Origin of the sequence: Mycobacterium sp. 012931, from assembly GCF_000419295.1 — a bacterium.
GTDB lineage: Bacteria > Actinomycetota > Actinomycetes > Mycobacteriales > Mycobacteriaceae > Mycobacterium > Mycobacterium marinum.
In genome coordinates this window covers 3633120-3659933 of sequence record NZ_AOPX01000001.1, presented here as the reverse complement: position 1 = coordinate 3659933, position 26814 = coordinate 3633120, and the positions used below count along the sequence as shown (strand labels likewise).

Annotated in this window: 14 protein-coding genes, 5 pseudogenes and 1 riboswitch; of the genes and pseudogenes, 15 read left to right on the top strand and 4 right to left on the bottom strand. The window is 65.4% G+C overall.

Going from position 1 to position 26814, the window contains the following annotated elements; all coding sequences use genetic code 11:
• Window positions 1-316 precede the first annotated feature (316 nt).
• From MMSP_RS16170 to MMSP_RS16140, 7 genes and pseudogenes are all read left to right on the top strand, one after another.
• Window positions 317-1584, top strand: a pseudogene (locus tag MMSP_RS16170) (PPE family protein).
• Window positions 1585-1679: 95 nt separating this feature from the next.
• Window positions 1680-2911: pseudogene (locus MMSP_RS16165) on the top strand (PPE family protein).
• Between the two features lie 184 nt (window positions 2912-3095).
• A riboswitch (M-box (ykoK) riboswitch) is annotated at window positions 3096-3271 on the top strand.
• A 480-nt stretch (window positions 3272-3751) separates the two neighbouring features.
• Window positions 3752-4912, top strand: a complete 1161-nt coding sequence (locus MMSP_RS16160) for a PPE family protein (protein WP_015355477.1) — start codon at window positions 3752-3754, stop codon at window positions 4910-4912.
• A gap of 1084 nt (window positions 4913-5996) precedes the next feature.
• Window positions 5997-7285, top strand: a pseudogene (locus MMSP_RS16155) (PPE family protein).
• Between the two features lie 86 nt (window positions 7286-7371).
• Window positions 7372-8778: a PPE family protein gene (locus MMSP_RS16150; RefSeq protein WP_020787485.1), complete on the top strand. Its 1407-nt coding sequence runs from the start codon at window positions 7372-7374 to the stop codon at window positions 8776-8778.
• Window positions 8779-9078: 300 nt separating this feature from the next.
• Window positions 9079-9398, top strand: a pseudogene (locus tag MMSP_RS16145) (DUF732 domain-containing protein).
• 207 nt (window positions 9399-9605) lie between these two features.
• Entirely contained in the window at window positions 9606-10334 is a 729-nt protein-coding gene (locus MMSP_RS16140; protein WP_012394401.1) for an MgtC/SapB family protein, read from the top strand.
• A gap of 1 nt (window position 10335) precedes the next feature.
• Here MMSP_RS16140 and MMSP_RS16135 read toward each other — a convergent pair whose 3' ends face one another.
• A complete protein-coding gene (locus MMSP_RS16135; protein WP_020787483.1) occupies window positions 10336-11535 on the bottom strand; it encodes an NAD(P)/FAD-dependent oxidoreductase in 1200 nt (399 codons plus the stop codon).
• Window positions 11532-12062 carry an alpha/beta hydrolase gene (locus MMSP_RS16130; RefSeq protein ID WP_020787482.1) on the bottom strand — a complete coding sequence of 177 codons (531 nt, stop codon included), beginning with the start codon at window positions 12060-12062 and terminating at the stop codon, window positions 11532-11534. Before MMSP_RS16130 ends, MMSP_RS16135 begins: the two co-directional genes overlap by 4 nt.
• Before the next feature lie 263 nt (window positions 12063-12325).
• Between MMSP_RS16130 and MMSP_RS16125 the strand changes: the two genes are divergently transcribed.
• The 4 genes from MMSP_RS16125 to MMSP_RS16110 all read left to right on the top strand — a co-directional run bounded on the left by MMSP_RS16125 (window position 12326) and on the right by MMSP_RS16110 (window position 16289).
• Window positions 12326-13276, top strand: coding sequence for a sterol desaturase family protein (locus MMSP_RS16125; protein WP_036426612.1), 951 nt, complete (start codon window positions 12326-12328; stop codon window positions 13274-13276).
• A gap of 120 nt (window positions 13277-13396) precedes the next feature.
• Window positions 13397-14065 carry a hypothetical protein gene (locus tag MMSP_RS16120; protein WP_015355483.1) on the top strand — a complete coding sequence of 223 codons (669 nt, stop codon included), beginning with the start codon at window positions 13397-13399 and terminating at the stop codon, window positions 14063-14065.
• A gap of 191 nt (window positions 14066-14256) precedes the next feature.
• Complete coding sequence (locus MMSP_RS16115; protein WP_036426610.1) at window positions 14257-14757, top strand: VOC family protein; 501 nt, start codon at window positions 14257-14259, stop codon at window positions 14755-14757.
• Window positions 14754-16289, top strand: a complete 1536-nt coding sequence (locus MMSP_RS16110) for an FAD-binding protein (protein ID WP_051153795.1) — start codon at window positions 14754-14756, stop codon at window positions 16287-16289. Before MMSP_RS16115 ends, MMSP_RS16110 begins: the two co-directional genes overlap by 4 nt.
• Here MMSP_RS16110 and MMSP_RS27570 read toward each other — a convergent pair.
• Window positions 16282-18366, bottom strand: a pseudogene (locus MMSP_RS27570) (PE family protein). The gene MMSP_RS16110 and the pseudogene MMSP_RS27570 sit on opposite strands and share 8 nt — an antisense overlap.
• A 566-nt stretch (window positions 18367-18932) precedes the next feature.
• A complete protein-coding gene (locus MMSP_RS16100) occupies window positions 18933-20852 on the bottom strand; it encodes an ABC transporter ATP-binding protein/permease (RefSeq protein ID WP_020787477.1) in 1920 nt (639 codons plus the stop codon).
• 133 nt (window positions 20853-20985) lie between these two features.
• Between MMSP_RS16100 and MMSP_RS16095 the strand changes: the two genes are divergently transcribed.
• From MMSP_RS16095 to MMSP_RS16080, 4 genes are all read left to right on the top strand, one after another.
• Window positions 20986-22638, top strand: a complete 1653-nt coding sequence (locus MMSP_RS16095) for an acetolactate synthase (RefSeq protein WP_036426608.1) — start codon at window positions 20986-20988, stop codon at window positions 22636-22638.
• 114 nt (window positions 22639-22752) lie between these two features.
• Complete coding sequence (gene secA2, locus MMSP_RS16090; protein ID WP_020787475.1) at window positions 22753-25089, top strand: accessory Sec system translocase SecA2; 2337 nt, start codon at window positions 22753-22755, stop codon at window positions 25087-25089.
• Window positions 25090-25210: 121 nt separating this feature from the next.
• Complete coding sequence (locus MMSP_RS16085) at window positions 25211-25840, top strand: CDP-alcohol phosphatidyltransferase family protein (RefSeq protein ID WP_015355490.1); 630 nt, start codon at window positions 25211-25213, stop codon at window positions 25838-25840.
• Window positions 25833-26753: a DUF881 domain-containing protein gene (locus MMSP_RS16080; protein WP_020787474.1), complete on the top strand. Its 921-nt coding sequence runs from the start codon at window positions 25833-25835 to the stop codon at window positions 26751-26753. Before MMSP_RS16085 ends, MMSP_RS16080 begins: the two co-directional genes overlap by 8 nt.
• The last annotated feature ends 61 nt before the right edge of the window (window positions 26754-26814 follow it).

Here is a 26814-nt window from a genome sequence, read left to right as displayed (position 1 = left end):
CCACCACAGCGGCCGAGCCAATAGCCGGGTCGGGCTATCCCAAAGAGGAGAAAGTCCGATGTCTCTTGTCATGACGAGACCGCCAGTCCCGGCACTGCCGGCCGGCAGGCTAGCCAACCAAGGCCCTGCCCCTGTCCGGGGCGAATTGTTTTTGGCTGCAATAGAAGTAGCTCTTCCCGCCCCGGGTTTTGGAAGCGCGCGGCGGCAGCCTGAACCTGATCATCGACGGCGTACCGACACCCTCTCGGCGCGCGGGCTTGGATCGCTTGCGCCGATGATGGCCGCGTCGAGTGCGGCCGGGTAGGGGGCGTTGGAGATGGATTTCGCAGCACTGCCACCAGAGATCAATTCGATACGCATGTATTCGGGGCCGGGCTCAGCTCCGATGCTCGCTGCGGTAACAGCCTGGGATGGGCTCGCTGCCGAGTTGCGCTCGACGGCCGCCGCATACGAGACGGTGATCGCCGTGCTAACCGGTGACGGCTGGCTGGGGCCGGCCTCGGAGTCGATGGAAGCCGCCGTGTTTCCGTACCTGGCGTGGATGAACATCACCGGAATGCAGGCTGAGCAAACCGCCCGCCAAGCGGCAGCGGCGGCGGGCGCGTTTGAGGCCGCGTTCGCGATGACGGTGCCCCCGGCGCAGGTGGCCGCCAACCGCACTCAGTTGCAGACGCTGGTTGCCACCAATCTTCTGGGGCAGAACACGCCCGCCATCGCCGCTACCGAAGCCGCGTACGGCGAGATGTGGGCTCAGGACGCGGCGGCGATGTATGGCTACGCGGTCGGCTCTGCAGCCGCATCGACGCTGACACAGTTCACCCAGCCGGCGCAGACCACCGATCCAAGCGGGCTGGCCAGTCAGTCGGCGGCGGTCACTCAGGCAGTAGGCAGCACAGTTGGCAACCTCACTCAGACGGAGCTGCCACAACTGATGTCCGCGGTGCCGGCGAGCCTGCAGGGGCTGGCCTCACCAGCGGCCGCATCGCCGATAGACGCCATTCCCGGATCCGGGCTGCTTGCCGCACTGCTGAACTTCCTGGATGGCAACGACGGGAACCCGTACGGGGTCTTTTTGAACTCGTCATTGGTGAACGGGTTCGTCTCAGCCGGATACGTCAGCCCTGCCGTCGTCGGACCCGCAATCTGGGCCGCAATGGCCGATATCAATGCAGTGGCACTGGGTGCCCAGGAATCGGCCGCGGTACCGCCCATGGGGTCCGGCGAAGGAAATCCGTCGTGGATACCCGCGGCATCACCGGCAAGCCCGGAAAGTTTGCCGGTTCTGGGTGAGGAGACGGCAGCCACGCTGGGGACTGGAGGAATCTCGGCGGGTATGAACCAGGCTGAGCTGGTCGGGCGAATGTCTGTTCCCCAAAGCTGGGCGTGGCAACAGCGGTGGCCAATCACGCCGGTGCGGCAGCCCCGGGCGGCGGCTGGACCAGTACGGCCGTTGTCCCCGAAGCGGCAGTCGGGATGCCCGGCATTCCAGGTATGCCCGCGGGCATTTACGGGCACAGCCTCGGCAATGCCCCCCGGTACGGATTCCGCCCAACGATCATGGGGCGCCCGCCAGCTGCTGGATGACGAGACGGAAGTCACCGTGACATCGACGATCGGTTCCGGGACTGCCGCGGCTACCGAATCTGCCAGCATGACTCCCTCGCGTTGAGGCTCGGGTAATGGTCTTGCCGGCAATGGATTTCGGGGCCCTGCCACCGGAAGTCAACTCCCTGCGCATGTATTCGGGCCCAGGGTCAGCGCCCATGCTCGCCGCTATGGCGGCGTGGGATGACGTTTCCGCGGAAATGCTTTTGACGGCAGCGGCATACGAGTCGGTGCTCTCGGCTTTGCTCAGCGACGGCTGGCTGGGGCCAGCTTCGGCGGCTATGGCGGCAGCGGCGGCCCCGTATGTGACGTGGCTGAGCGCCACCGGGCTACAGGCCGCGCAGACGGCCGGTCAGGCGGCGGCGGCCGCGGCGGCGTTCGAGGCCGCGTTCGCCATGACGGTGCCGCCGAGTGTGGTTGCGGCGAACCGGGTGCAGTTGCTGACGCTGGTGGCTACCAATTTTCTGGGCATCAACACACCGGCGATCGCGGCTACCGAGGCCGAATACGCCGAGATGTGGGCGCAGGATGCGACAGCCATGTACGGGTATGCGGCCGGTTCCGCGGTGGCATCCACGTTGGAACCATTTTCGGAACCAGCACACACCGCCAGCCGCTCCGGGCTGGCGGGTCAGACCGCGGCGGTTGCCCAGGCGGCGAGTACCGCTATGGGCGGCCTCACGCAGACCGAACTGCCCCAACTCATGTCCGCGGTACCGGCAAGTCTGCAAGGACTCGCCGCACCGGCGGCGGCACCGCTGGACACCATTGCAGGGTCGGGTCTGCTTGCTGACATCCTGAACTTTCTGGACGGCAACGATGGAAACGCCTTCGGGACCTTCTTGAACTCCTCATTGGCAAATGGAGTCATCTCGGCCGGATACACGGCTCCGGGGATCGTCGTGCCCGCCGTGACATCGGCAATGGCCGACGTCAATGCGTTGGCCCTAGACGGCTTACCAGGGATTGCGTTGCCAATTACGGGATCCGATTCCGGCGATGCCGTTTGGACAAGAATGACAGTTCCGCAATCGGGCCTGGGGGGGGAGTCGCCGCGGGAACCAACCAGGCGACCATGGTGGGTCGACTGTCGGTCCCGCCGAGCTGGGCGGGGACCACGGAAGTGACAGATCATGTCGCCACCGCGCTCCCGGGCGCTGGCACCGCTACCGCCCCGGAGGCGAGTGCGGCGATGCCTGGCGTACCCGGGGTACCTGCTCCGGGCGCCTACGCGCGCAGCTACGGCACCGGACCCCGGTACGGATTCCGGCTGACGATAATGCCGCGCCCGCTCTCGGGCGGCTGAACAACGCGCTTGCACCGAAGCCGGCGGAGTTGCGCCGCTCCGCGTGTGTGACCTGAAGACAGCGAAAAGCGCTGCGATGAAACAAAACCCGGCACACGATGGCGCATCGCCTTACCGGCATGATCGGGCAGCCACGGGCGCGTTGGGTTGACGGTCACCGCTTCGAGTGAAACTATGACCTTTGCAAGCACTTCGCTAGGTGAGGCGTCTGCACGGATACAGGCCACTGACCTCGAACGTCGAAAGACGCCCCGGGTCAGGACAGCTCTTCCCGGCTTAAGGGTTGAGCCCAAGTGACTTCCGGCTTGAAAGCGTCGGATACGCCGTGTGGTGCCAAAGCTCTGACGAGAGGGGTGCCGCGCTCAGTCGTCGTGCTGGGCACTCGCCTCTATGTGCTGTGTGACTGGCACCCCCGCGTGCCCCGGCCCCGAGGAGGTGAGTGCGAAGTGAGTCCCGGTGATAGACCGTATTCGAGACCAACGGCCATTTCGTTTCGATCCGATCCCGGCGCCCTTTTCGTTATCTGACACGGTTTCATCCACGTTTGTTTGATCGGCACGCCTTAGCCTGTGCTGCGGACGTGTAGCTGAAGCGCGCGAAGTTGCGGTATCGGCGCTGTGTCGTTGTGCGTCAGGAGAAGCCCGATGCCATGTGGCCCCTGGACCGATATAAAGCTGGGCCACAACATAATTCGGTGGATAGCGCCCATGTATAGGGCACCGAGCGTGCACCGGAGCGCAATCGGGCGCTAGGGCTACGCAACCCGATGCCCGCCCCGCGTCCCACTCGGCCGTAACGGCCGCCAATGCCATCACGGCCAGGTAGAGAAAGAAGCCAGCGATGACCGCCAGTCTGGATTTCGCCACACTGCCACCCGAAATCAATTCCGCACGTATGTATTCGGGGCCAGGCTCCGCCCCGATGCTTGCCGCAGCCTCAGCCTGGAAGGGCCTGGCTGCGGAGCTTCGCGTCACCGTGTTGTCCTACGACTCAGTGCTCAGGGCGTTGACCGGCGAGGAATGGTACGGCCCGGCGTCGGCCTCGATGGCGGCTGCGGCAGCGCCGTACGTGGCATGGATGAGCACCACCGCCGCGCAGGCTGAGGAGAGTGCGGTACAGGCGGCAGCCGCTGCGGCAGCCTACGAAGCTGCCTTCTCGGCCACCGTGGCGCCCACGGTGATTACAGCTAATCGGGCTCAATTGATGGTGCTGGTCGCGACCAATGTGCTGGGGCAGAATACTCCGGCAATCGCAGCCGTAGAGGCCCAATACTGCGAGATGTGGGCCCAGGACGCCATGGCCATGTACGGCTATGCCGGCTCGTCGGCCGCCGCCACGCGGCTAAGCGAGTTCCTCGAGCCGCAGCACAACACCAATCCGGCTGGGCTGCTGGCACAGCAGTCAACGCTGGCCCAGCTGATGTCGGCAGTTCCCAACGTGTTGCAGGGACTGGCGTCTTCCAACACTTCGGCATCCGCGCCGTCCGGGCTGCTGAGCACGTTGCTGTCCGGCAATGGCCAGTCCTGGCTAGCCACGCTGTGGTCGGAGTTCGGGCCCAACGCCAATATCTGGAACACCATCGCCTCGACCGGCTTTCTGCTGCCGAGCAATATGGTCACCCCCTTTCTCGGCATGCTGGGCACCGCAGCGGTGGCGGATGCGGCCGAGGACGCGCTCGGAACCACGGGTTCTGGCGCGCTCGGCGGTGCGCTTTCCGCGCCGCTCGGGTCCGTCGGTGGCCAGGCCGGGCTGGCGGCCGCGGGCAACGCCGCCATCGTCGGCAAGTTGTCGGTGCCGCCGAGTTGGACGGGGGCAGCTCCACTGGCCAGCCCGCTGGGTTCAGCCCTGGGCGGCACACCGATGGTCGCGCCTCCGCCGACGGCGGCGGCCGGCATGCCCGGCATGCCGTTCGGGAATATGGCTGGGCAGCCGTTTGGGCGGGCTTTGCCCCAATACGGCTTCCGCCCCATCTTTGTCGCCCGCCCTCCCGCGGCGGGATAGCTGCGGGGAAATCTGCGGCCGAGGCGAAGTCGGATCACGCAAAGGACATCGTCGACCACGTCCGGTAGTCATGTTGCTCCGTGGGCTGCGGTATTTGCAGCGCACAAGCTTCACGCCCGGCCGCGGGACCGTCATGACACGCCGGGCGATGGCCTGCCAGCAAACCTACAGCAACCAGCCAGCCGAGTAACAGCCGATTGTGAACCTGGTTGCCCGCGAGGTGCGTAACCTTCCTCCGACGCAAGGAGAACGCCCCATGACGAGCAGCCGTCAGTTCGGTGAAGTCGATGCTTACCCGGTCGTCTGGAGCCCCGGCTCCGGCTGATCCGGTACTGCGCCGGTAACTGCCTGCGCCACGGGAGTGGACATCGTTCCCCCTGGCCGTTGGCGACGTTCGCACCCACGTGTTCAGCAATCAAACTCCTCGCCATCACGCATCAAATCCGGGAGGCCATGCGGCAGCCTTATCCGTTGGTAGCGTCGCACCGTCGGTCATTACGGTGGGTAGCGTGAAATTACTACATGAATTCATATTAGTGAAACTGTAATGCTGTTCTTAGTGGGACATTTCCGCTCGTTCGAGAATGGCGCCGTGCGATTTCGCCTGCAAAATGCAAATATGGACTTGTGTGTCAATAATCGCCCATCGATCGTGTTTGTCCTCTGCGTTGATGGTGAACGCGGCTCCGCCTGGGCGGTGGTTTGCCTTGAGTTGGGTTATAATTGTGTCTAGGTGCATAGATAGTGGCGGCAGTGCATCGCTGAGCGGAAGCTTCACACGCGCCGCTGGGGTGGTGAGATCGATTTTTAACATCGAGATCACGCGGCGGGAACGCGGTGCAAATATGCCTCATCCAAGATCAACGTCGTATGCGGCCATGGGGGCGCGAATAGTGGCTAGCCAAAGGACGATTTGGGATTTTTTTCCGCGGGGATATGAGATAGTTTTTGTTGTGGCTCGGTGGATCAATCATTGGAGAGTTCAGGGGGTGGTTAATGAGTTCGATAAGAGCCGAGGCCAGCATCGTGCGGGACTACAGCTTCGTGATTACCCTGGCGTTCAGCTAAGAACCGGAGGTAGCAGATGATTGACTTTGGGGCGCTTCCGCCGGAGATCAACTCGGGGCGGATGTATGTGGGGCCAGGCGCGGCGCCGCTGGTAGCTGCGGCCGCGGCGTGGGACGAGCTGGCCGCCGAGCTGCAATCCATGGCAGCTTCGTATGGCTCAACGGTCCAAGGCTTGACCGTGGCACCGTGGCACCGTGGACCGGTGCGTCGTCGATCACGATGGCGGCAGCGGCCGCACCCTACGTGACCTGGATCAATACCACGGGCGTTCAAGCCGGGCAGGCCGCCACCCAGGCGAAGCTGGCCGCCGGCGCGTATGAGACGGCATTTGCGGCCGCGGTGCCACCGCCGGTGATCGCGGCCAATCGCGCGTTACTGATGGCGCTGATCGCGACCAACATCTTCGGACAAAACACTCCCGCTATCGCGGCCGCCGAAGCCCAATACCTGGAGATGTGGGCCCAAGACGCGGCGGCAATGTACGCCTATGCCGGCACTGCGGCCGCGGCCTCGGCGCTGACGCCATTTACCGAGCCGCCGCAAACCACGAATCCGGTGGCGGGGGCCGCTCAATCCGCCGCCGTGGCCCAGGCCAGCAGTACCGCCGCCAGCTCAGACGTAGTGTCCCAGCTGGCCGGACTGATCACCTCGGTACCGAATGCGCTGCAAACCCTCGCGACAACGAGCGCCGCACCGACCGCGGCGTCCATCCTGCCCGAGGTGTCCCTGCCTCCATGGCTCGCCACCAACCTGGCGAACTGGAATACCATCATGGCAACCTTGACCGGGCCATTCTCACTGCAGGGGATCAGTTCGATACCGGGTGGCCCGTTCCTGTCTTTCGGGCAGGTCTACGCCTACGTGCAAAACGCTCAGGGGCTCAACGCCTTCTACAGTCCGAAAGCGATCACCGGGACGCTGGCGCCGCTGGTTCCGGAGATCAGTCCCGGCGGCGTCGGATTGACTTCGGCGTCGGTATCGAACTCGGTATCGGGGACGATGGGGCGCGCCGCCCTGGTGGGCAGCATGTCGGTGCCGCAAGGCTGGACTCAGGCCGCACCCTCGATGCGACTGGTCTCATCGGTGCTATCCACCAACCTGGCGGCCGCGCCGACCGCTGGGCTACCGGGCGAGGCGGGGGTCTTCGGCCAGATGGCGCTGTCCAGCCTCGCCGGACGTGCCATGGGGGCCAGCACGTTTGGTTCGTCCAGTGGGGGTGCCGTGGCGAACTCGCTCGGCGGGGTTGTTGCCGAGGCCGACCCAGCCGCCGCCACCATCATCGTGATCCCGGCGCTCGACGAATAGGACGCCGACTGCCATGAATCACGAGAACTCCTACAGCAGCCCGGCCCGGGCGATCCAGGCACAGAAGTCCAGGTAAGGGGTACCGCATGTTCTATGCAGCGTTTCCGCCGGAGATCAACTCGGGCCGGATGTACACCGGTCCTGGATCGGGGCCGTTGCTGGCCGCCGCGGCAGCCTGGGACGCGGTTGCCGCGGAATTGCAGTCCACGGCCGCCGCGTTTTCCTCGGTGATCGCAAGCCTGACCAGCGGGCCATGGATAGGTCCGTCCTCGCTGGCGATGGCGGCCGCGGTCGCACCCTACGTGACGTGGATGGGCGCCACCGCCGCACAAGCCGCGCAGGCGGCGACACAGGTCACCGCCGCGGCGACCGCCTACGAGACCGCGTTTGCCGCACACGTGCCACCGGTCGAGATCGCGGCCAATCGCGCGCAATTGGCAATGCTGGTGGCCACCAACCTATTCGGCCAGAACACTGCGGCCATCGCCGCGGCCGAGTCGCAATACGCTGAAATGTGGGCACAAGACGCCACCGCGATGGACGGCTACGCCAGCTCGTCGGCGGCCGCCAGCGAAGTCACGCCATTTGCCGAACCACCGCAAGTCGTCAATGCTGCCGGGTTGGCCAGTCAAGCCGCAGTGGTGGGCCAAGCTGCCGCTGCCTCCCCGGCCGCCACCGTGCAGGACCTGCTGGCAACTGGCCCCATCTCCTGGTTACTGCAGTTGGGTGCCGACCTCAGCACCGGCTATACCGCAGCGGTCACCGCGCTGCTGAACGGCCTTTTCGGGCCATCCGGCGCGACGACCTATTTAACGCTGTACAACGCCATCAAGACTCCGCTGAACTTCACCACCGGGTTTAACGACATCGGCCTGCTGATCAACTTCCCCGCCTCGCAGTTCCTCAAGTTCGCCCCGCACCCCGGGCTCGGCCCGCTTCCCAAGGACGCGTTGGGAGGCGGCCTCGGGCTGGCTCCGCACTGGAACCAGGGCACGCTGTTCAGCGCGATACAGCCGGAGGCGATGACGCCGCACTGGGGGCGCGGCACCCTGGTCGGAAAATTGACGGTTCCACCGAGCTGGGCCGCGGCCACGCCGACCATCAGGACCGTAGCCGCCGCGCTGTCGGCCGCCGGACCCGAGGCCGTCCCGGCAGCGGCACTCGGCGAGGGAGGGCTGCTCAGCTCCATGGCAGTGGCGGGCATGCTCGGAAGTGCCTTTGGTGCCGGGGCCCCGGACGCGTACAAACGCGCCGGCGTCCGCAGTCGCCTCACTCCGCTCAAAGACCTCAAAGACGCCACTTCTCCGGAAAAGTTGAAACGTCTGGTCGCGCAAATATCGGAGAAGCCCGAAAGTGTCCAGCACCATACTGTCGATCAGGAAGGTCTTGACAGTCTCTTGGAGCAGCTGGCGAAGAAACCCGGTATCCATGCTGTGCACCTGTCCAAAGGCGACAAAGCCAAAGTCGTGCCCACCGATGCGCAGCCAGGCTAGTGGGGAAGTGCAGTTCGACGTTGGAGCTGCCCAATGATGGGCCCCGATGCCGGGATCTCGAAGCGTCTTACCCGCGCTGCGCTGCCACAATCGCGTCACTAGAGCGCCAAATAACCGGCGCGCCAAGAAGATTGGAACAGCATTCGGGGAATTTCGACTCGCAACGGTGGGCATCATCGATGCCAGTGCCGCATTCCGCTGCGGCAGTGGCTAGACCACACACATTTAACAGCTATGCCCCAGCTCGAGCTGGAATAATTGGCAATAGGCAACTGCTGTGGGATCGGAGAATGGCTAACAATGAAAACGCTATTTGCTCTCCTCGGGCTCTCTGCCATGATTTGGCTGGCCGCGCCCGCGCACGCACACCCTGACGAAGGCGGGGGGACGACGTCGGCTTTCTTGCCGCACTGCAAAATGCCGGTATCACTTATTCCAACCCGGACCAAGCCATCGGATCGGCCAAGGCGGTGTGCTGGTGTCTGGACGGCGGCGAATCCGGCCTGGAACTGGTTCATGATATGAAGACCCACAATCCCGGATTCAATATGGAGGCGGCATCGCAGTTCGCTGTGCTGGCGGCGACCTACTACTGTCCGCATCACCTCAGCCACGCCTGATCTAGCAGGTCGCGGCTTTCGGCTCAACCATGCGGCCGAAAACGAAATTGCCCAAATCGCACCGAATGGATCGCCCCTGAGCCGCCGGTAGGTCGTCGCTGAGTACCACTACGATGCGGCCGGTTCGCCTTGACTCCACCTGTCGTTAACCCAGGCGTGCTTAGCTGCCGTCGCCATCGTGCCGGTCAGGAAGGGAGTGCGACGCCAGTGCAGAACCTGAGCGTTGCTGAGTTCACACTTCGACTGGCGGTCGGACTCGGCTGTGGCGCCCTCATCGGCATCGAGCGGCAATGGCGCGCGCGCATGGCCGGGTTGCGCACCAATGCCCTGGTGGCCACCGGAGCCACGCTATTCGTCTTGTACGCCGTCGCGACCGAGGACAGCAGCCCCACCAGGGTCGCGTCCTACGTCGTGTCCGGTATCGGGTTTCTCGGCGGTGGAGTAATCCTGCGGGAGGGATTCAACGTCCGCGGCCTCAACACCGCCGCCACCCTGTGGTGCTCGGCAGCGGTGGGCGTGCTGGCGGCCTCCGGACACTTGATCTTTGCGCTGATCGCTACCGGCACCATCGTCAGCGTTCACTTGCTGGGACGCCCACTGGGCCGACTGATCGACCACGACAACGGGGTCGAAGAGGATGAAGGCCTGCAGCCCTATCGCCTACAGGTTCTCTGCCGCCCCAAGACGGCGAAGTACGCGCGCGCCCAGATCGTCCAACACATCGCCAGAAACGACATCATTCTCCGTGGCATTCACACTGGCCAGGCCAACGACGACAACATCGCGTTGACCGCCCACATCCTTTTGGACGGTCACACGCCCGCCAAGCTAGAGCGGCTGGTGGCCGAGCTGTCCCTACAACCAGGCATCTACGCAGTGCATTGGTACGCAGGTGAGCAGTCCAATCCCGTGCTGCCCGGCACCGAGCCGGACTGACCTACGGCCGGTCCTGTAGGTCCGGAGCGGCGGCTGCCAACAGGTCCGCGCGATCTCGGGTCAGCGGCGGGTAGATCCGCTCAGTGTTGATGGTCTGCTTGGTGGCCTTGGCCTTCGCGCCACGCGACACCACCATCCGGTCCCACCCCTCGGTGTAGACCGCGCCGGCCGGTCCCAGATCGAGAACCGTTACATACCAGGGAATCGGCAGGGCCAGCAGTGGCTCGCCGAACAGGTCGCTGATCACGTTGTAGCCCGCATACCGTCCCATCGGCCGCCCGTGCTGACACGACATCACCGACACGTGGTCGTCGTCCATCTGGGCGGCGGCCACATCGCCCGCGGCGAATATCTCGGGAACCCCAACCACCCGCAGGTAGTCGTCCACCTCGACACGCCCCAGCCGATCACGGTGTACCGGCAGTTGTTCGGCCAGCGAATTTGCGCGCATGCCGGCGCACCACACCACGGTGGCCGCCTCGAGCAGCTCACCCGATGACAGCGCCACGCCAGCCTCGGTGACCGCGGTAACACCGACCGCGGTCCTGGTCTCAACACCGACCTCGGACAACGCTTCCTCGATCACCGGCCGCGCTGACGCACCCATATCCGAGCCGACCACGGGGTTGTGGTCCACCAGTACCACTCGGGGGACGACGGCACTGTGGGCGAACAACTTTGCGAGCCGAGCGGGCAGCTCGCAAGCGGTTTCGATCCCGGTCAACCCGGCTCCCACCACCACGACCGTGGCCGCGGCGGCCGCTGGCGGCCGATCGGCCAGTTGTTGCAGGTGACATTGCAGCCGGACGGCACCCTCATAGGTGTCCACATCGAATCCGAACTCCTGCAGGCCAGGAAGGTCGGGCTTGGCCACCTGACTACCCGAGGCGAGCACCAAGCGGTCGTATTCGTACGTCTGGCCGTCGGCGGTGCGCACTCGGCGTGCCGCGGCGTCGATCCCAACCACCACCGCGGGAATATGTGAGACCCCGGCTGGATCGAGGAGGTCGGCGAGCGGGATCCGACAGGTACTCAGATCGGTTTCGTAGTTGCGAACCCGGATATCGTGAAACGGTTTGGCGCTCAACACCGTAATGTCGACGGACCCGGGCGGTACGGCGAGCTCCTCGACTCGCCGCGCGGCGCCCAGGGCCGCCCACAGTCCCGCGAAACCAGAACCAATCACCAGTACCCGGCTCAACCGCTCAGCCCCTCGCTCATCCGGGCCAGCGCCGCGGCCGCATCGTGGCCCGGCATCAGCATCCACACGTGTAAACCTCTGTCGCGTTCATACCATCCGATGTCGAGCCCCTCGTCAGCGGCGCGCTCCCGCAACGCGCGCGCATCGGGATTGAGCACGTCATGAGTCCCAGTGAATATCGTCAGCCGGGGCAAGCCGATCAGCGGGCCGACGCTCGGGCTCGGCAGGGGAGTGCCCAGCGGATCTCCGCCCGCGTACCGCAGTCCCGCGTACCGCAGTCCCGCGTCGCGCAGCGCATGGCACAGCGCGAACGCCATCCCGCCCCTGGCCGGATCACTTCTGAACGCAACCGAATTCGGGTCACTGGTCTGCAAAATCCGGTGATAGAGCCGCAAGAGGAACGGGAACACCTTGCGGTAGGTGAGTTCGGGGGCGATGGGGTAGATCGGCACCGTCATGGTGCGGCGCAGGGTGTTGGCGAATCTTGCAATCGCGGGCCAGTGGAAATGAGGCAACAGATCCGGCACGTACCCGCCGCCGTGCAGACATAGCAGGTGAGGTTCGATCCCGCGTCCCCGGACAGTCGCGGGCTGACCTCATAGACCGTGGGTGGGCGGCCCAGCGGTCCAGCTCGGCAACCGGAAACAGTCGGCAGCGCCGACCGGAGGCGCGTAACAGAGCCGGTAGGGCATGCTGGGCTTGCGCGGCGGGCCGTCCATGGCGCTACCTCCACGATTGCCGGGCCTTTTGGCCCTGGGACGGCAAACCGGATATCAGTAGTCTGTCTAACGTGAGTGCTCTACCAGGCTTCCTCGCCGTCTTGCCCGGCGAAATGCGCGATCCGGTGTTGTTCGCCATCCCATTTTTTCTGTTCCTGTTGACGGTCGAATGGGCGGCCGCTCGCAAGCTGGAAAAACTCGAGGCAGGCGCCACCGAAACACCGCGGCCGGTATCGGGCTCCTACCACACCCGCGATTCCGTCGCGAGCATCTCGATGGGCCTGGTATCACTGGTCACCATCGCTTTCTGGAAGACGCTGGCCTTGCTGGGTTACGCGGCCATCTACACCTATGTCGCCCCGTGGCATCTTTCGCCGGGGCGCTGGTACACCTGGGTCATTGCGATCGTGGGCGTCGGCCTGCTGTATTACACCTATCACCGCATCGCTCACCGAGTCCGGTTGATCTGGGCCACTCACCAGGCACATCACTCCAGCGAATATTTCAACTTTGCCACCGCGTTGCGGCAGAAATGGAACAACAGCGGCGAGGTGCTCATGTGGGTTCCGTTGCCGCTGTTGGGGTTACCGCCCTGGATGGTGTTCTTCGGGTTTTCGGTGAGCTTGATCTACCAGTTCTGGGTGCACACCGAGCGAATCAACAAGCTGCCACGCTGGTTCGAGTTCATTTTCAACACTCCGTCGCATCACCGGGTGCACCATGGGATGGACCAGATGTACCTGGACAAGAACTACGGGGGCATCCTGATCATCTGGGACCGGCTGTTCCGCAGCTTCCAGGCGGAGACCGCTCGGCCGCACTACGGACTGACCAAACCGGTCGACACGTTCAACATCTGGAAGCTGCAGACGCGTGAATATGTGGCGATTGCTCGCGATTGGCGATCGGCGACAAGGCTGCGTGACCGGCTAGGCTACGCGTTTGGGCCGCCGGGGTGGCAACCGTCGACGACGGCAACACCTCGGGCCGAGGATGCAGCCACTGTGACCACGTCTGGCTAGCGTCCGACTTAGCCGATGTAACGGCCGGGGGGCCGTTTACGAAAAGTTATTCGTCAAGTCGAGATACGCCGTAACGTCTAACTGTGGTCGGCATTGCGCCGGCCCCGAAGGGTAGATTCTATGGTTCGCCGCCTGGCATTGCGTGCTTTCGCCGTATCAGCCACGACCGCGGCCCTCGCGTTCGCGTGGGCGCCGGCCGCACGTGCCGAACCGCCGCTGGTGTTCCCCGGCATGGAGATCCACCAGGACAACCACGTCTGCACCCTGGCCTGGGTCGATCCCGCGATGCACATGGCCTTTACCGCGGGGCACTGCCGAGGCGACGGACCAGTCACCGACCGGGGCAACGCCATCATCGGGCAGCTGCGGGCCTTCCGCGACAACACACCCAGCGGTACCACGGTGGCCACCGATCAGACGATCGAAGACTACGAAGCGATCATGCTGGTTGATGGGGTGCGGATCAGCAACATCATGCCGGGGGGACGCCCCTTGACCTCAAACCCGGGTCTCGCGCTGCAACCTGGCCAAGCGGTCTGCCATTTCGGCATCACCACCGGGGAAACGTGCGGGACCGTCGAGAGCGTCAACAATGGGTGGTTCACCATGACCGGTGGCGTCGAAAGTCAGCGGGGTGACTCCGGCGGACCCGTCTACCTTGCCGGCGCAGGGCCAGGGCAGCTGGTGGGGATCTTTAACAGCATCTGGGGCGATTTTCCCGCCGCGGTCTCCTGGCAGCGCACCTCTGACGAGATGCGCCAGGATCTCGGAGTGCCGTTTGCCGGCTAAAACGCCCGCGGTCGCGATTCGGCCGGAATCCCGGAGTCGCTGACACCGCTGCGTCCGACCGACCACCTACCCGCGCCGCTCGCCGAATTAGAACGTGTTCACCTGGGCCCGGCGTTACCGCCACTAGTGACGATGGCAAAGTTCCTCTGCGCTCTTTCTGGGCTCAGCGGGCTGAGCTATCCTGCGAGACGATGAACCTTTCTGTCCGGTCGCCGACACAGATTGCGTGGGTCACCCCGGATCTGGATGCTACAGAAGCAGCGCTCACAGGCTTATTGGGCGCTCGCAAGTGGGTGCGGATACCCGATGTGCACTTTGCTCCGGACAGCTGCAGCTATCGCGGCAAGCCCGCCGACTTTGTCGCGAGTATCTCCCTGAGCTATCTCGGCGACATGCAGCTGGAGCTGATCTCTCCGGTCCGCGGAGAGAATATCTATAGTGACTTTCTGCGCGATTGCGGGCCGGGCCTGCATCACATCTGTCTGGAGGTCGAGGGCCCCGAGCAGCTTGAGATCGCACTGGCCGAGGCCGCTGACCACGGCGCCAGCGTGGTCCAGCGCGGCTCGATGCCGGGGGGAATTCAGTTCGCCTACGTCGCGGCACCACAGGCGGGGGTGCCGTTTGTGGAAATTGCGTACTTCTCGCCGGAAATCAAGGCGTTTTATGACTACATCAAACGGGAGCAGTGTTGAACACCGAGATACCAGCGACGGTTAGCTCAGACACGGTGACCTCATGGACGGATGACGTCGATGTGGTGGTAATCGGCTTCGGTATCGCCGGGGGATGCGCAGCAGTCGCGGCGGCCGCCGCCGGCGCCCGGGTGCTGGTGCTCGAACGTGCCGCCGCGGCGGGCGGAACCACATCGCTGGCCGGAGGGCATTTCTATCTGGGCGGCGGAACGGCGGTCCAGCAGGCGACCGGTCACTCGGACACACCCGATGAGATGTACAAGTACTTGGCTGCGGTGTCGCGCCAGCCCGATCACGCCAAGATTCGCGCTTACTGCGACGGTAGCGTCGAGCACTTCAACTGGCTCGAAGACCTCGGCTTTCAGTTCGAGCGTAGTTACTTTCCCGGGAAGGCGGTGATCCAGCCCAACACCGAGGGATTGATGTTCACCGGCAATGAGAAGGTTTGGCCCTTCTTCGAAAAGGCGGTGCCGGCGCCACGCGGCCACAAGGTGCCGGTTCCGGGTGACACCGGCGGCGCGTCGATGGTGATCGACCTGCTGCTCAAACGAGCCGCGAGCCTGGGGGTGCAGATCCGCTACGAGACGGGCGCCACCGAACTCATCGTGGCCGGCTCGGGAACGGCGGCCCGGGTAGCCGGAGTGATGTGGAAGCGGTTCACCGAAACCGGCGCGATCAAGGCGAAGTCGGTGATTATTGCTGCCGGGGGATTTGTGATGAACCCCGAGATGGTCGCCAAGTACACCCCGAAACTGGCCGAGAAGCCGTTCGTGCTCGGCAACACCTACGACGACGGGCTGGGCATTCGGATGGGGGTGTCGGCCGGCGGCGCCACCGAACACATGGATCAGATCTTCGTTACCGCTCCGCCGTACCCGCCATCGATCCTGCTGACCGGCGTCATCGTCAACAAGCTCGGACGGCGTTTCGTCGCCGAGGACTCATATCATTCCCGCACGGCGGGGTTCATCATGGATCAACCCGTCAGCGCGGCCTATCTGATCGTCGACGAGGCACACCTGCAGCATCCCAAGATGCCGCTGGTTCTGTTGATCGACGGGTGGGAGAGCGTCGCCGAAATGGAAGCCGCACTTGGCATTCCGGACTGCAATTTGGTTGCGGCGCTGGATCGCTACAACACCTATGCCGCGCGCGGCGAGGATCCCGACTTTCACAAACAGCCGGAATTCCTTGCCCCCCAGGACAAGGGGCCATGGGGAGCATTCGACATGTCGCTGGGCAAGGCGATGTATGCCGGCTTCACCCTCGGTGGACTGGCCACATCGGTCGACGGCGAGGTGCTGCGAAGCGACGGGTCGGTGGTGGCGGGCCTATATGCGGCCGGCGCGTGCGCCTCCAACATCGCCCAGGATGGCAAGGGCTACGCGAGCGGTACGCAGCTGGGGGAGGGATCATTCTTCGGGCGCCGTGCCGGAGCCCATGCCGCGGCGCACGCGGGCGCCCGCGTGGCCCCCCTAAGTCATCACGGCACATCGTGTCGATCGCCGCGGCCGTCCGGCACCGCTAGCTAGCCGCCGCCGGGAAATCCCCGCCGAGCAACACGATGTGCGTCATCGGAGGGGCGGCTTCGCCGTTGATGCCGTCTTCGCCGAGCAGCAATCCACGGCTGCCCCCGTCGCCGCCGATACCCGCGAGCACTCCGGAAGCGCCGTTGCCGCCGTTGCCGCCGGTGCCGATCAACACGGCGTCGCCGCCCTGGCCGCCGTCTCCGCCGCTGCCGCCGGCCGCAAGAAGGTCGCCTTGCCCGCCGGCGCCGCCCGCGCCGCCATCACCGACTATTTGTCCGCCGGAGCCACCGGTTCCGCCGGCGCCACCATCGCCGTTGGAACCGCCGCCGGCGCCACCGGACCCGCACGACCCGAGCCACCCGGCATTCCCACCGGTGCCGCCGGTTCCGCCGCCGGTGCCGCCGAACCCGCCGACCCCGGCGTCGGAGAACAGCAAACCGGCATTGCCGCCGCGTCCGCCGGCACCACCAATACCCGTGCTGGTGCCGACTCCGCCCACCCCGCCGAACCCGCCGGTCCCGCCGCTGCCGTACAAGAACCCGCCGTTGCCGCCGGCACCGCCCGCGCCTCCGTCGGCGTTGAATCCCAGTTTCGCAATCCCGTCGCCGCCGCTGCCGCCCGATCCGCCCGGGCCGCCCAGCAGGCCGGCATTCCCGCCGTCACCGCCAGCCCCGCCCACACCGCCGCCGGCGCCGGCCCCGGCCCCACCGGCTCCACCAGCCCCGCCGTCGCCAAGCAGGAATCCACCGGAATCCGGGGTTGCTGATCCCCGTATTCGCGCCGGCACCGCCCGCACCGCCGGCACCCACCAGCCCGGCCGCACCGCCGGCACCGCCGGCGGCTCCCGGGGTCGCAGCGGCAGACCCCCCAGCTCCGCCGTCGCCGAGCAGCCAACCGCCCGGCGCGCCAGCCGCCCCGCTACCCGCGGAACCGGGCAGGCCGTTGCCGATCAGCGGGCGCCCGGTCAGCTCCTGCACGGGTGCGTTGATTGCAGCCAGCGCCTGCTGTTGCAGGCCGTGCACGGGGGAACTACCCGCCGGGGCGTTGAATCCGTCTGCGCCCAGCAGTAGCCCGCTGATTCCGCCGCCGCCATCACCACCCGGCGTTTCTCCTACTCCGCCGACTCCGCCGTTGCCGCCATTGCCGATCAGGACGCCATTGCCCCCGAGGCCACCGGCGCCACCATCATTGCCGCCCTGCCCGCCGGCGCCGCCTGCTCCGCCGTTACCCAATAGCTGTCCACCGCCGCCGCCCCGGCCGCCGGCCCGTTGCCCCCGGCCCCTCCGGCGCCCCCGGTGCCGTCAAAGGCGTGACCGCCTGCCCCACCGGCGCCCCCGGTGCCGAAAAGCAGGCCTGCGTCCCCGCCGGCGCCGCGGTCACCACCCGAGTGACCGCCGGTTGCGCCCATGCCGCCGGCACCACCCGCGCCGCCAAACAGGCCGGCCCTTCCGCCGTTGCCACCATCTCCGCCGGCCGCGCCGAGCCCGCCGCTGCCACCATCACCACCGCCGGCACCGACCAGACCCGCCAATAGCCCACCGGCCCCGCCGGTGCCGCCGTTCCCGCCGTTTGCGGTATTGCGTAACGGCGAGTTTCCGCCGGCTCCGCCAGCGCCCCCAGCGCCAATCAGCCCGCCCGCACCACCGTTGCCGAGTAACCAGCCGCCGGCCGCCCCGTTTGCGCCGGTCCCGGGCACACCGTTGGCGCCGTTGCCAACCAACGGCCGCCCGGTCAAGTCCTGCACTGGTGTGTTGATGGCGTTGAGCGCAGTTTGCAGCGGGTCTTGCAGGAACGATGCGTTGGCCGCTTCGGCGCCGGAATAGGCTTGCGCACCGGCGGCGAAGACCCGCTCGAACTGGGCGTGAAACTCCGCGACTCGAGCGCTGATCTGTTGATACGCCTGACCGTGGCCGGAAAACAACGCCGCGATCGCCGCCGAAACCTCATCCTCAGCGGCAGCCACGATCCCCGTCGTCGACCCGGCCGCGGCCGTATTCGCGGCATCGATCACCGACCCGACACCAGCCAGATCGGCCGCAGCCTCCGCCACCATGTCCGGCACCGCCAGCACAAACGCCATCACGTTCTCCTCCCAGAACCAAATACCAATGAATCTCGGCGGATCGGCCAGAAAAACCTGCCGCTAACGAGGTTGGGTCGGGACATTACGCGACGGCATGCCAAAAATGTCCTAATTGGAAACCATTTTAATTCCGGGTTCGATGAATTGTTGAGACACGAATAACTTTCAGCGATATAGCGCAATAGGCGGATCGATCGAGGCAAGTTGATGCCCGAATATTCATCACACTCGGAATATCGCCCGGGTCAGTGTCGGTGCGCCATGCGCCCGGCCGCGGGTGGTCCAGTCAGGCTGCGGGAGAGTGGGTTCCAGTAGTATCGCGGCGGCCTGCCATGGTGGGCGATGACGAGAAGATAAACAATTCCTGACCGGTTGAATTAGCACCCCGAAGATGCCGATTGATTCACCGGATGGTGAGCCGTAGATTTATTGCCGGATGGTATCCGCAATTGACGCCGAGGTCGGTGGCGGGCCATGAATTCGCCATGTAATAGCTCTGATGAATGGGACCGCTCGTCGGCTCTGGCGAAAAGGCTGCCGCTTCCGCCGGGAGCGGGGCGTCGTTAGGCCGGTGCCGGCTCCTGGTTCACCGGACCCAGCCGCCAAGGGCCGCCGCCGAGCAGTTCGAGCCGCTGGTTATGCAGTCGCTCCAGCGCGGGTCGATGGCTGACGCTGACCACAATGCAGTCCGGTAGCTCGTTGCGCAGTAACTCGTAGAGCGCGAACTCGAGACCGGTGTCCAGCGCCGACGTGCTTTCGTCAAGGAAGACGGCTTTGGGTTTGGTCAGCAGAATCCGGGCAAACGCCGCCCGCTGTTGCTCACCGGGAGAGAGGACTTTCGCCCAGTCGCGTTCTTCGTCGAGGCGGTCGCACAGCGGAGCCAGGGCGACCTTGGTCAGCGTGTCGCGCACCGCCTCGTCCGGGATGTCGTAAGGGGAATTCGGGTAGCACACCACGACTCGCAGCGAGCCCAACGGCACATAGGGCAGCTGCGACAAGAACATCGTGTCGTTGGCACCGTCTGGGCGGCTCAGAGTTCCCGAGGCGAACGGCCACAGCTCGGCCAGGCTGCGCAGCAACGTCGTTTTGCCAGAGCCCGACCGGCCGGTGATCACCAGTGAGTCGCCGCGGTCGAGCCGGACATCCAACGGGTCGATCAATCGATCTCCAGCGGGGGTGCGAACCTCAACATCGGTGAGTTCGACGGACTCGTCGCTGCTTGGCTTGGTCAATACCGCAGGCAGTGCGCGCCCCTTCTCGTTGGCATCGACCAAGCCGTGCAGACGGATGATCGCCGCCCGGAAAGAGGCAAATGCGTCATAGTTGTTACGGAAGAACGACAGCGAGTCGTGAATGTTGCCGAAGGCCGTGGCCGTCTGGCCGACGTCGCCGAAGTCGATCTGCCCCGCAAACAATCGCGGCGCCTGGATCACCCAGGGCAACGGCACGATGGTCTGGCTCACGGACAAGTTCCAGCCGTTGAACGCGATGCTGCGGCGGACATATCGGCGATAGTTGCGGATGACCGGTAGAAAGCGGCGCTCCAACTGTGCGCCTTCCACCCGCTCGCCGCGGTAGAAGCCCACGGCCTCGGCCGCATCCCGCAATCGCACCAGCGCGTAACGGAAAGCGGCATTGAGCTTTTCGTTACGGAAGCTGAGCCAGATCAGCGGCCGCCCGATGACGAACGAGATGATCGTTGCCACCAAGACGTAAATCAGCACGGTCCAGAACATCGCCCGCGGGAATGACAAGCCGAAAATATTCAGCGTGCCGGACAGGTTCCACAGAATCGCGGTAAAGGAAATCACCGAGATGATCGACTGCACGGCCCCGAACAGCAGCGTGCTGGCGGTCCCATTGGACGGCTGATTAGGTGTTCCCCCGGCGCCCGCGGTGAAGACGTCAATGTCTTGCTGAATACGCTGGTCGGGGTTGTCGATCGTTTCGTCGATGAACAGATCCCGGTAGTAAGCCCGACCTTTGAGCCAGTCCTTGGTGAGATGGTCGGTGAGCCACACCCGCCACGCGATGATGAAGCGCTGGGTCAGGTATATGTCGGCCATGACGCGGGCCACGTGTATTACTGCCATGACGCTGAAGACCCCGATGGACATCCAGAATCCTCGCACGCCTGAGCGTTTCACCGCTTCGTCACTGGCGGCGGTGCCCTGGAAGGCCTTCTGCAATGCGGTGTACATGTCATTGCCCTGGTAGCTGAACAGCACATTCAGTCGCACCGCCAGCACTACCGAAAACAACAGCACACCGAGCATCAACCACACGCGAATGCTTTTGGGGCCGATGAAGTACTCGGAGGTGATTCGCCAGAACTGCCGGCCCCACGGCGTGAAGAACTTGAAGAGGGCCAACGCGGCGATCACGCAGACGGCGCTGATCGCCCACGCTTTAGCCACCCAAAACACCGAATCTACGAATGCACTGGACCAGTCGATGGAGGGCGTAAACGGCTTCGGGCCCAAGATCGGTACTCCTCACGGTCGAGGTGTTGAGGTGATTGCTCAATACAAATCCTTCGGCGAAGGTACCCCAGGGAACGCCGGAGCCCTGGAAGGTACCCGAAGGAGGTGGCTAGGCTTCCCAAATATGACGGACATGAGCACCGACGCCGCCCCAGTCCAAACCGTTCATGCCGGCCGGCTTGTCGCCCGTAGGCTGCGCGCCAGCGGTGTCGACACCGTGTTCACCCTATCGGGCGGCCATCTGTTTTCGCTCTATGACGGCTGCCGCGACGAGGGCGTCCGGTTGGTCGATACCCGCCACGAACAGACCGCGGCGTTCGCCGCCGAAGGCTGGTCGAAGGTCACCAGGGTGCCGGGCGTGGCGGCGCTGACGGCCGGCCCCGGGGTCACCAATGGCATGAGCGCAATGGCCGCCGCCCAACAGAACCAGTCGCCACTGGTGGTCCTGGGGGGCCGGGCACCGGCAGGGCGATGGGGGATGGGCTCGCTGCAGGAAATCGACCACGTGCCGTTTGTGGCGCCGTTGACCCGCTTTGCCGCCACCGCCCAGTCCGCCGAGGATGCCGGTCTCCTGGTCGACCAAGCGCTGCGGGCCGCGGTGGGCTCCCACTCCGGGGTCGCCTTCGTCGATTTCCCGATGGACCACGTGTTTTCCATGGCACAAGATGACGGTCGGCCGGGCGTTCTGACCGAGCAACCGGCAGCCGCACAACACCCGGCCCCGAACGGCCGGGAAATCGATCGGGCCGCCGAGTTGCTCTCGCGGGCCCAGCGCCCGGTCATCATGGCCGGAACGAATGTCTGGTGGGGCCACGAGGAGCGCGCGCTGCTGCGCCTTGCCGAAGAACGGCAGATTCCGGTGCTGATGAACGGGATGGCGCGTGGCGTCGTGCCCGCCGACCATCCACTTGCCTTTTCGCGGGCCCGATCAAAGGCGCTGGGCGAGGCCGACGTCGCGCTGATTGTCGGCGTGCCGATGGACTTTCGTCTGGGCTTCGGCGGAGTCTTCGGGCCGCAGACCCAGCTCATCGTGGTGGACCGCGCCGAGCCCGAACGCCAGCATCCACGACCCATTGCCGCCGGCCTCTACGGGGACTTGAGTCAGATCCTGGCGGCGCTGACCGGACCTGATGCTGGTGACCATCAGAGCTGGATCCGCGAACTGCGCGACACCGAGACCGAGGCACGCGAACGGGAGAAGACCGAACTCGCTGAAGATCGGATCCCGCTGCACCCCATGCGGGTGTACGCGGAATTGGCGCCGCTGCTGGATCGCGATGCGATCGTGGTCATCGACGCGGGCGATTTCGGGTCCTATGCCGGGCGTGTCATCGACAGCTACCAGCCGGGCTGCTGGCTCGACAGCGGCCCGTTCGGCTGCCTGGGATCGGGGCCCGGCTACGCCCTGGCCGCCAAGCTGGCCCGGCCGGAGCGTCAGGTGGTGCTGCTGCAAGGCGACGGCGCATTCGGGTTCAGCGGAATGGAATGGGACACGTTGGTCCGCCACAACGTGCCGGTCGTGTCGGTGGTCGGCAACAACGGCATCTGGGGTCTGGAGAAGCACCCGATGGAAGCGCTCTATGGCTATTCGGTGGTGGCCGAGCTGCGCCCGGGAACCCGCTACGACGAAGTGGTACGCGCCCTGGGCGGCCACGGAGAGCTGGTGGCCGCGCCCGCTGAACTTCGTCCCGCGCTGGAACGCGCCTTCGCCAGCGGGCTTCCGGCCGTCGTCAACGTTCTCACCGACCCGAGCGTCGCCTACCCGCGCCGATCAAACCTGGCCTAGGCGGCTCGCCGCGCGTCGCGGGCAGCGAGCGTGCGCAGTTGTACAGCGGCGCCCGGCGTGTCGCGCACAAACACGCACGCTCGCCGCGGTTTGGGCGTCGCGTACCGTTGGGCTGTGTCCAAGACCACGCGCGCCCAGTCGGGCCGCCTGAGCAGCCGATTCTGGCGGTTGCTCGGCGCCACAACGGAAAAGAATCAAAACCGGTCGCTCGCCCAGGTGACCGCTTCAGCTGAGTTCGACAAAGAAGCCGCCGACCTCAACGACGAAAAGCTGCGCAAGGCGGCCGGGCTGCTCAATCTGGAAGACCTCGCCGACTCCGCCGACATTCCCCAGTTCCTCGCGATCGCGCGGGAAGCGGGCGAGCGGGCGACCGGGCTGCGACCGTTCGACGTGCAGTTGCTTGGCGCCCTGCGCATGCTCGCCGGCGACGTGATTGAGATGGCTACCGGTGAGGGCAAGACTTTGGCCGGCGCGATCGCGGCCGCTGGCTACGCGTTGGGCGGTCGCCATGTCCACGTCGTGACCATCAACGACTACCTGGCCCGCCGCGACGCGGAGTGGATGGCGCCACTGCTGGAAGCGATGGACCTGACGGTCGGCTGGATCACCGCCGAATCAACCGGAGCAGACCGCAGAGCCGCATACGAATGCGACGTGACATATGCCTCGGTCAACGAGATCGGCTTCGATGTGTTGCGCGACCAGTTGGTGACCGATGTCGCCGACCTGGTCTCACCCAATCCGGATGTTGCGCTCATTGACGAGGCCGACTCGGTGCTGGTCGACGAGGCACTGGTCCCGCTGGTGCTGGCCGGGACGACTCACCGCGAGACACCGCGGCTGGAGATCATCAAGCTGGTGGGCCAACTCGTCAAAGACAAGGACGCCGACGAGTACTTCGCCACCGACGCCGACAGCCGCAACGTCCACCTGACCGAGGCCGGAGCGAGCAAGGTCGAAAAGGCGCTGGGCGGCATCGATCTGTACTCCGAAGAGCATGTCGGGACCACGCTGACCGAAGTCAATGTGGCCCTGCACGCCCATGTGCTGCTGCAGCGCGACGTGCACTACATCGTGCGAGACGACGCGGTTCACCTGATCAACGCGTCGCGCGGTCGCATCGCACAACTGCAGCGCTGGCCCGACGGGCTGCAGGCGGCGGTGGAGGCGAAGGAAGGTATCGAAACCACCGAGACCGGAGAGGTGCTCGGCACCATCACGGTGCAGGCACTGATCAATCGGTACGTGACCGTGTGCGGCATGACCGGAACCGCGTTGGCGGCCGGTGAGCAGCTGCGCCAGTTCTACAAGTTGGGCGTGTCGCCGATACCGCCGAACACCCCCAACATTCGTGAGGACGAATCCGACCGGGTGTACATCACCGCTGCGGCCAAGAACGACGCGATCGTTGAACACATCGCCGAGGTACATGACACGGGACAGCCGGTCCTGGTCGGCACCCGCGACGTTGCCGAGTCCGAAGATCTGCACGAGCGGCTGTTGCGCCGCGACATTCCCGCGGTGGTGCTCAACGCCAAAAACGATGCCGAAGAGGCTGCGGTCATCGCCGAGGCCGGCACTCTGAGCAGGGTCACCGTCTCGACCCAGATGGCCGGGCGTGGCACCGATATCCGGTTGGGCGGATCCGATGAAGCCGACCACGACCAGGTCGCCGAACTGGGCGGGCTGCGCGTGGTGGGCACCGGCCGCCACCACACCCAACGGCTGGACAACCAGCTGCGCGGCCGCGCCGGGCGCCAGGGCGATCCCGGATCATCGGTGTTCTTCTCGAGCTGGGAAGACGACGTTGTCGCGGCCAACCTGGACGGCAACAAGCTTCCGATGGAAACCGACGAAGACGGCCAGATCGTCAGCGCCAAAGCGGCCGGGCTGCTCGACCACGCCCAGCGAGTTGCCGAGGGCCGCATGCTCGACGTGCACGCAAACACCTGGCGCTACAACCAACTGATCGCCCAGCAGCGCGCCATCATCGTCGACCGGCGCAACACGTTGCTGCGCACCGCAACCGCACGCGAGGAACTCGCGGACTTGGCGCCCAAGCGGTACAAGGAGCTATCCGAGACAGTGTCCGAGGACCGCCTCGAGAAGATCTGTCGGATGATCATGCTCTATCACCTCGACCGGGGCTGGGCAGATAACCTGGCATACCTGGCCGACATCCGGGAAAGCATTCACCTGCGGGCGCTCGGTCGGCAGAATCCGCTTGACGAGTTTCACCGGATGGCGGTGGACGCGTTTGCCTCGCTGGCCGCGGACGCGATCGAGGCGGCACAGCAGACCTTCGAAACCGCCAACGTTCTCGAAGACGAGCCCGGGCTGGATCTGTCCAAATTGGCCAGGCCCACGTCGACATGGACCTACATGGTCAACGACAACCCACTGTCCGACGACACTCTCTCTACGCTGAGCCTGCCCGGCGTTTTCCGGTGAGCCGGGGCGGCAACCGTGCAGCCGGATTCATGTTCGTGCCCTACCGTGGGGCCAGGTTCCCGTTCGGGCGTTCGACGCCCGTGATGCGGGCTCCCTCGTCACCCAGCTAAGGTCACCGCTCATGAAGCCAGTGCTCGCACAGAATCGGGTGCTGACGGTACCGAACTTGCTGAGCGCCATCCGCCTGGCCCTGATCCCAGTGTTCGTCTACGTAATGCTGATCGCGCCCGCCCATGGCTGGGCGGTGGCGATTCTGATGTTCAGCGGGGCCTCGGATTGGGCCGACGGCAAGATCGCCCGGCTCCTCAACCAGTCGTCCCGGCTGGGCGTGCTGCTGGACCCCGCCGTTGATCGGCTCTACATGATCACGGTGCCCATCGTGCTGGGGCTGAGCGGGATCGTGCCGTGGTGGTTCATCGCGGCACTGCTGGCCCGCGACGCGGCGCTGGCCCTGACTCTGCCGGCGCTGTGGGGCCGGGGGGTGTCGGCGCTGCCGGTCACCTACGTCGGCAAGGCCGCCACGTTTGCTTTGATGGCCGGGTTTCCGGTGCTGTTGCTGGGCCAGTGGGATGCGTTGTGGAGCCGAGCGCTCAAGGCATGCGGCTGGGCGTTTCTGATCTGGGGTCTGTATGCATACCTCTGGGCATTTGTGCTCTACATCGTGCAGATGACGATGGTGGTGCGCCGGATTCCCAAGATCAAGCACCGGACTTTCCAGCCGGTCGGCCGAAATGCGGGCGGGGATGGCTGAGGCGGGCCGGCTGCTCGGTGGCTATGACCCCAACGCCGGCTACAGTGCCCACGCCGCGCGGCCTAAACGGAACCCGGTGCCGTCGCTGCTTCGTGCCCTGCTTTCCGACCACCTCGATCCCGGTTACGCCGCGGCAGCCGCCAAACGCGAGAGTTCCGGCGCCCAGCGAACTGTTCGAGCCCGCGCTTTCGGCTGGCTGTGGCAGGCCCTGGCGGCCACGTTGGTCGCCGCGGTTTTCGCTGCCGCGGTCGCGCAAGCGCGCCTGGTTGCCCCCGGCGTGCACGCGGCACAGCAGCTGCTGGTGACCAGTGTGCGTTCCACTCAGGCCGCTGCCGCCGAACTGGCCCAGCGGCGCAGCGCACTCTCGGCGAAGGTCGACGACGTGCAGCGGCTGGCGTTGGCCGACGACGTCGAAGGACAACGGCTGCTGACCCAGCTCGACGCCCTCAATCTGGCGGCTGCCAGCACACCGGTCATCGGCCCTGGCTTGACGGTGACGGTGACCGACCCCGGTGTCGGGCCCAATCTTTCCGACGCATCCAAGCAGCGCGTCAGCGGCAGCCAGCAAATCATCTTGGACCGCGATCTGCAGCTCGTGCTCAACTCGCTGTGGGCAAGTGGGGTCGAGGCTGTCTCGGTCGACGGTGTCCGGATCGGACCGAATGTCACCATCCGTCAGGCCGGTGGAGCGATTCTGGTCGACAACAATCCCACCAGTAGCCCGTACACCATCCTCGCTGTCGGACCGCCTCACGCGATGCGAGACGCCTTCGACCGAAGTCCCGGCATGCGCCGTCTTAAGCTGCTGGAGATCTCCTACGGTGTCGGCGTTAGCGTCAACGTCGGCGACGGTCTGGCACTGCCCGCCGGATCCATTCGAGATGTCAAGTTCGTCAAGCAGATTGGGCCCTAGTGAGAGAAGCTCTGGTATTAGTGGTGTGCGGGGGAGAGAAGCCGACGGGAAATCAGCCAGC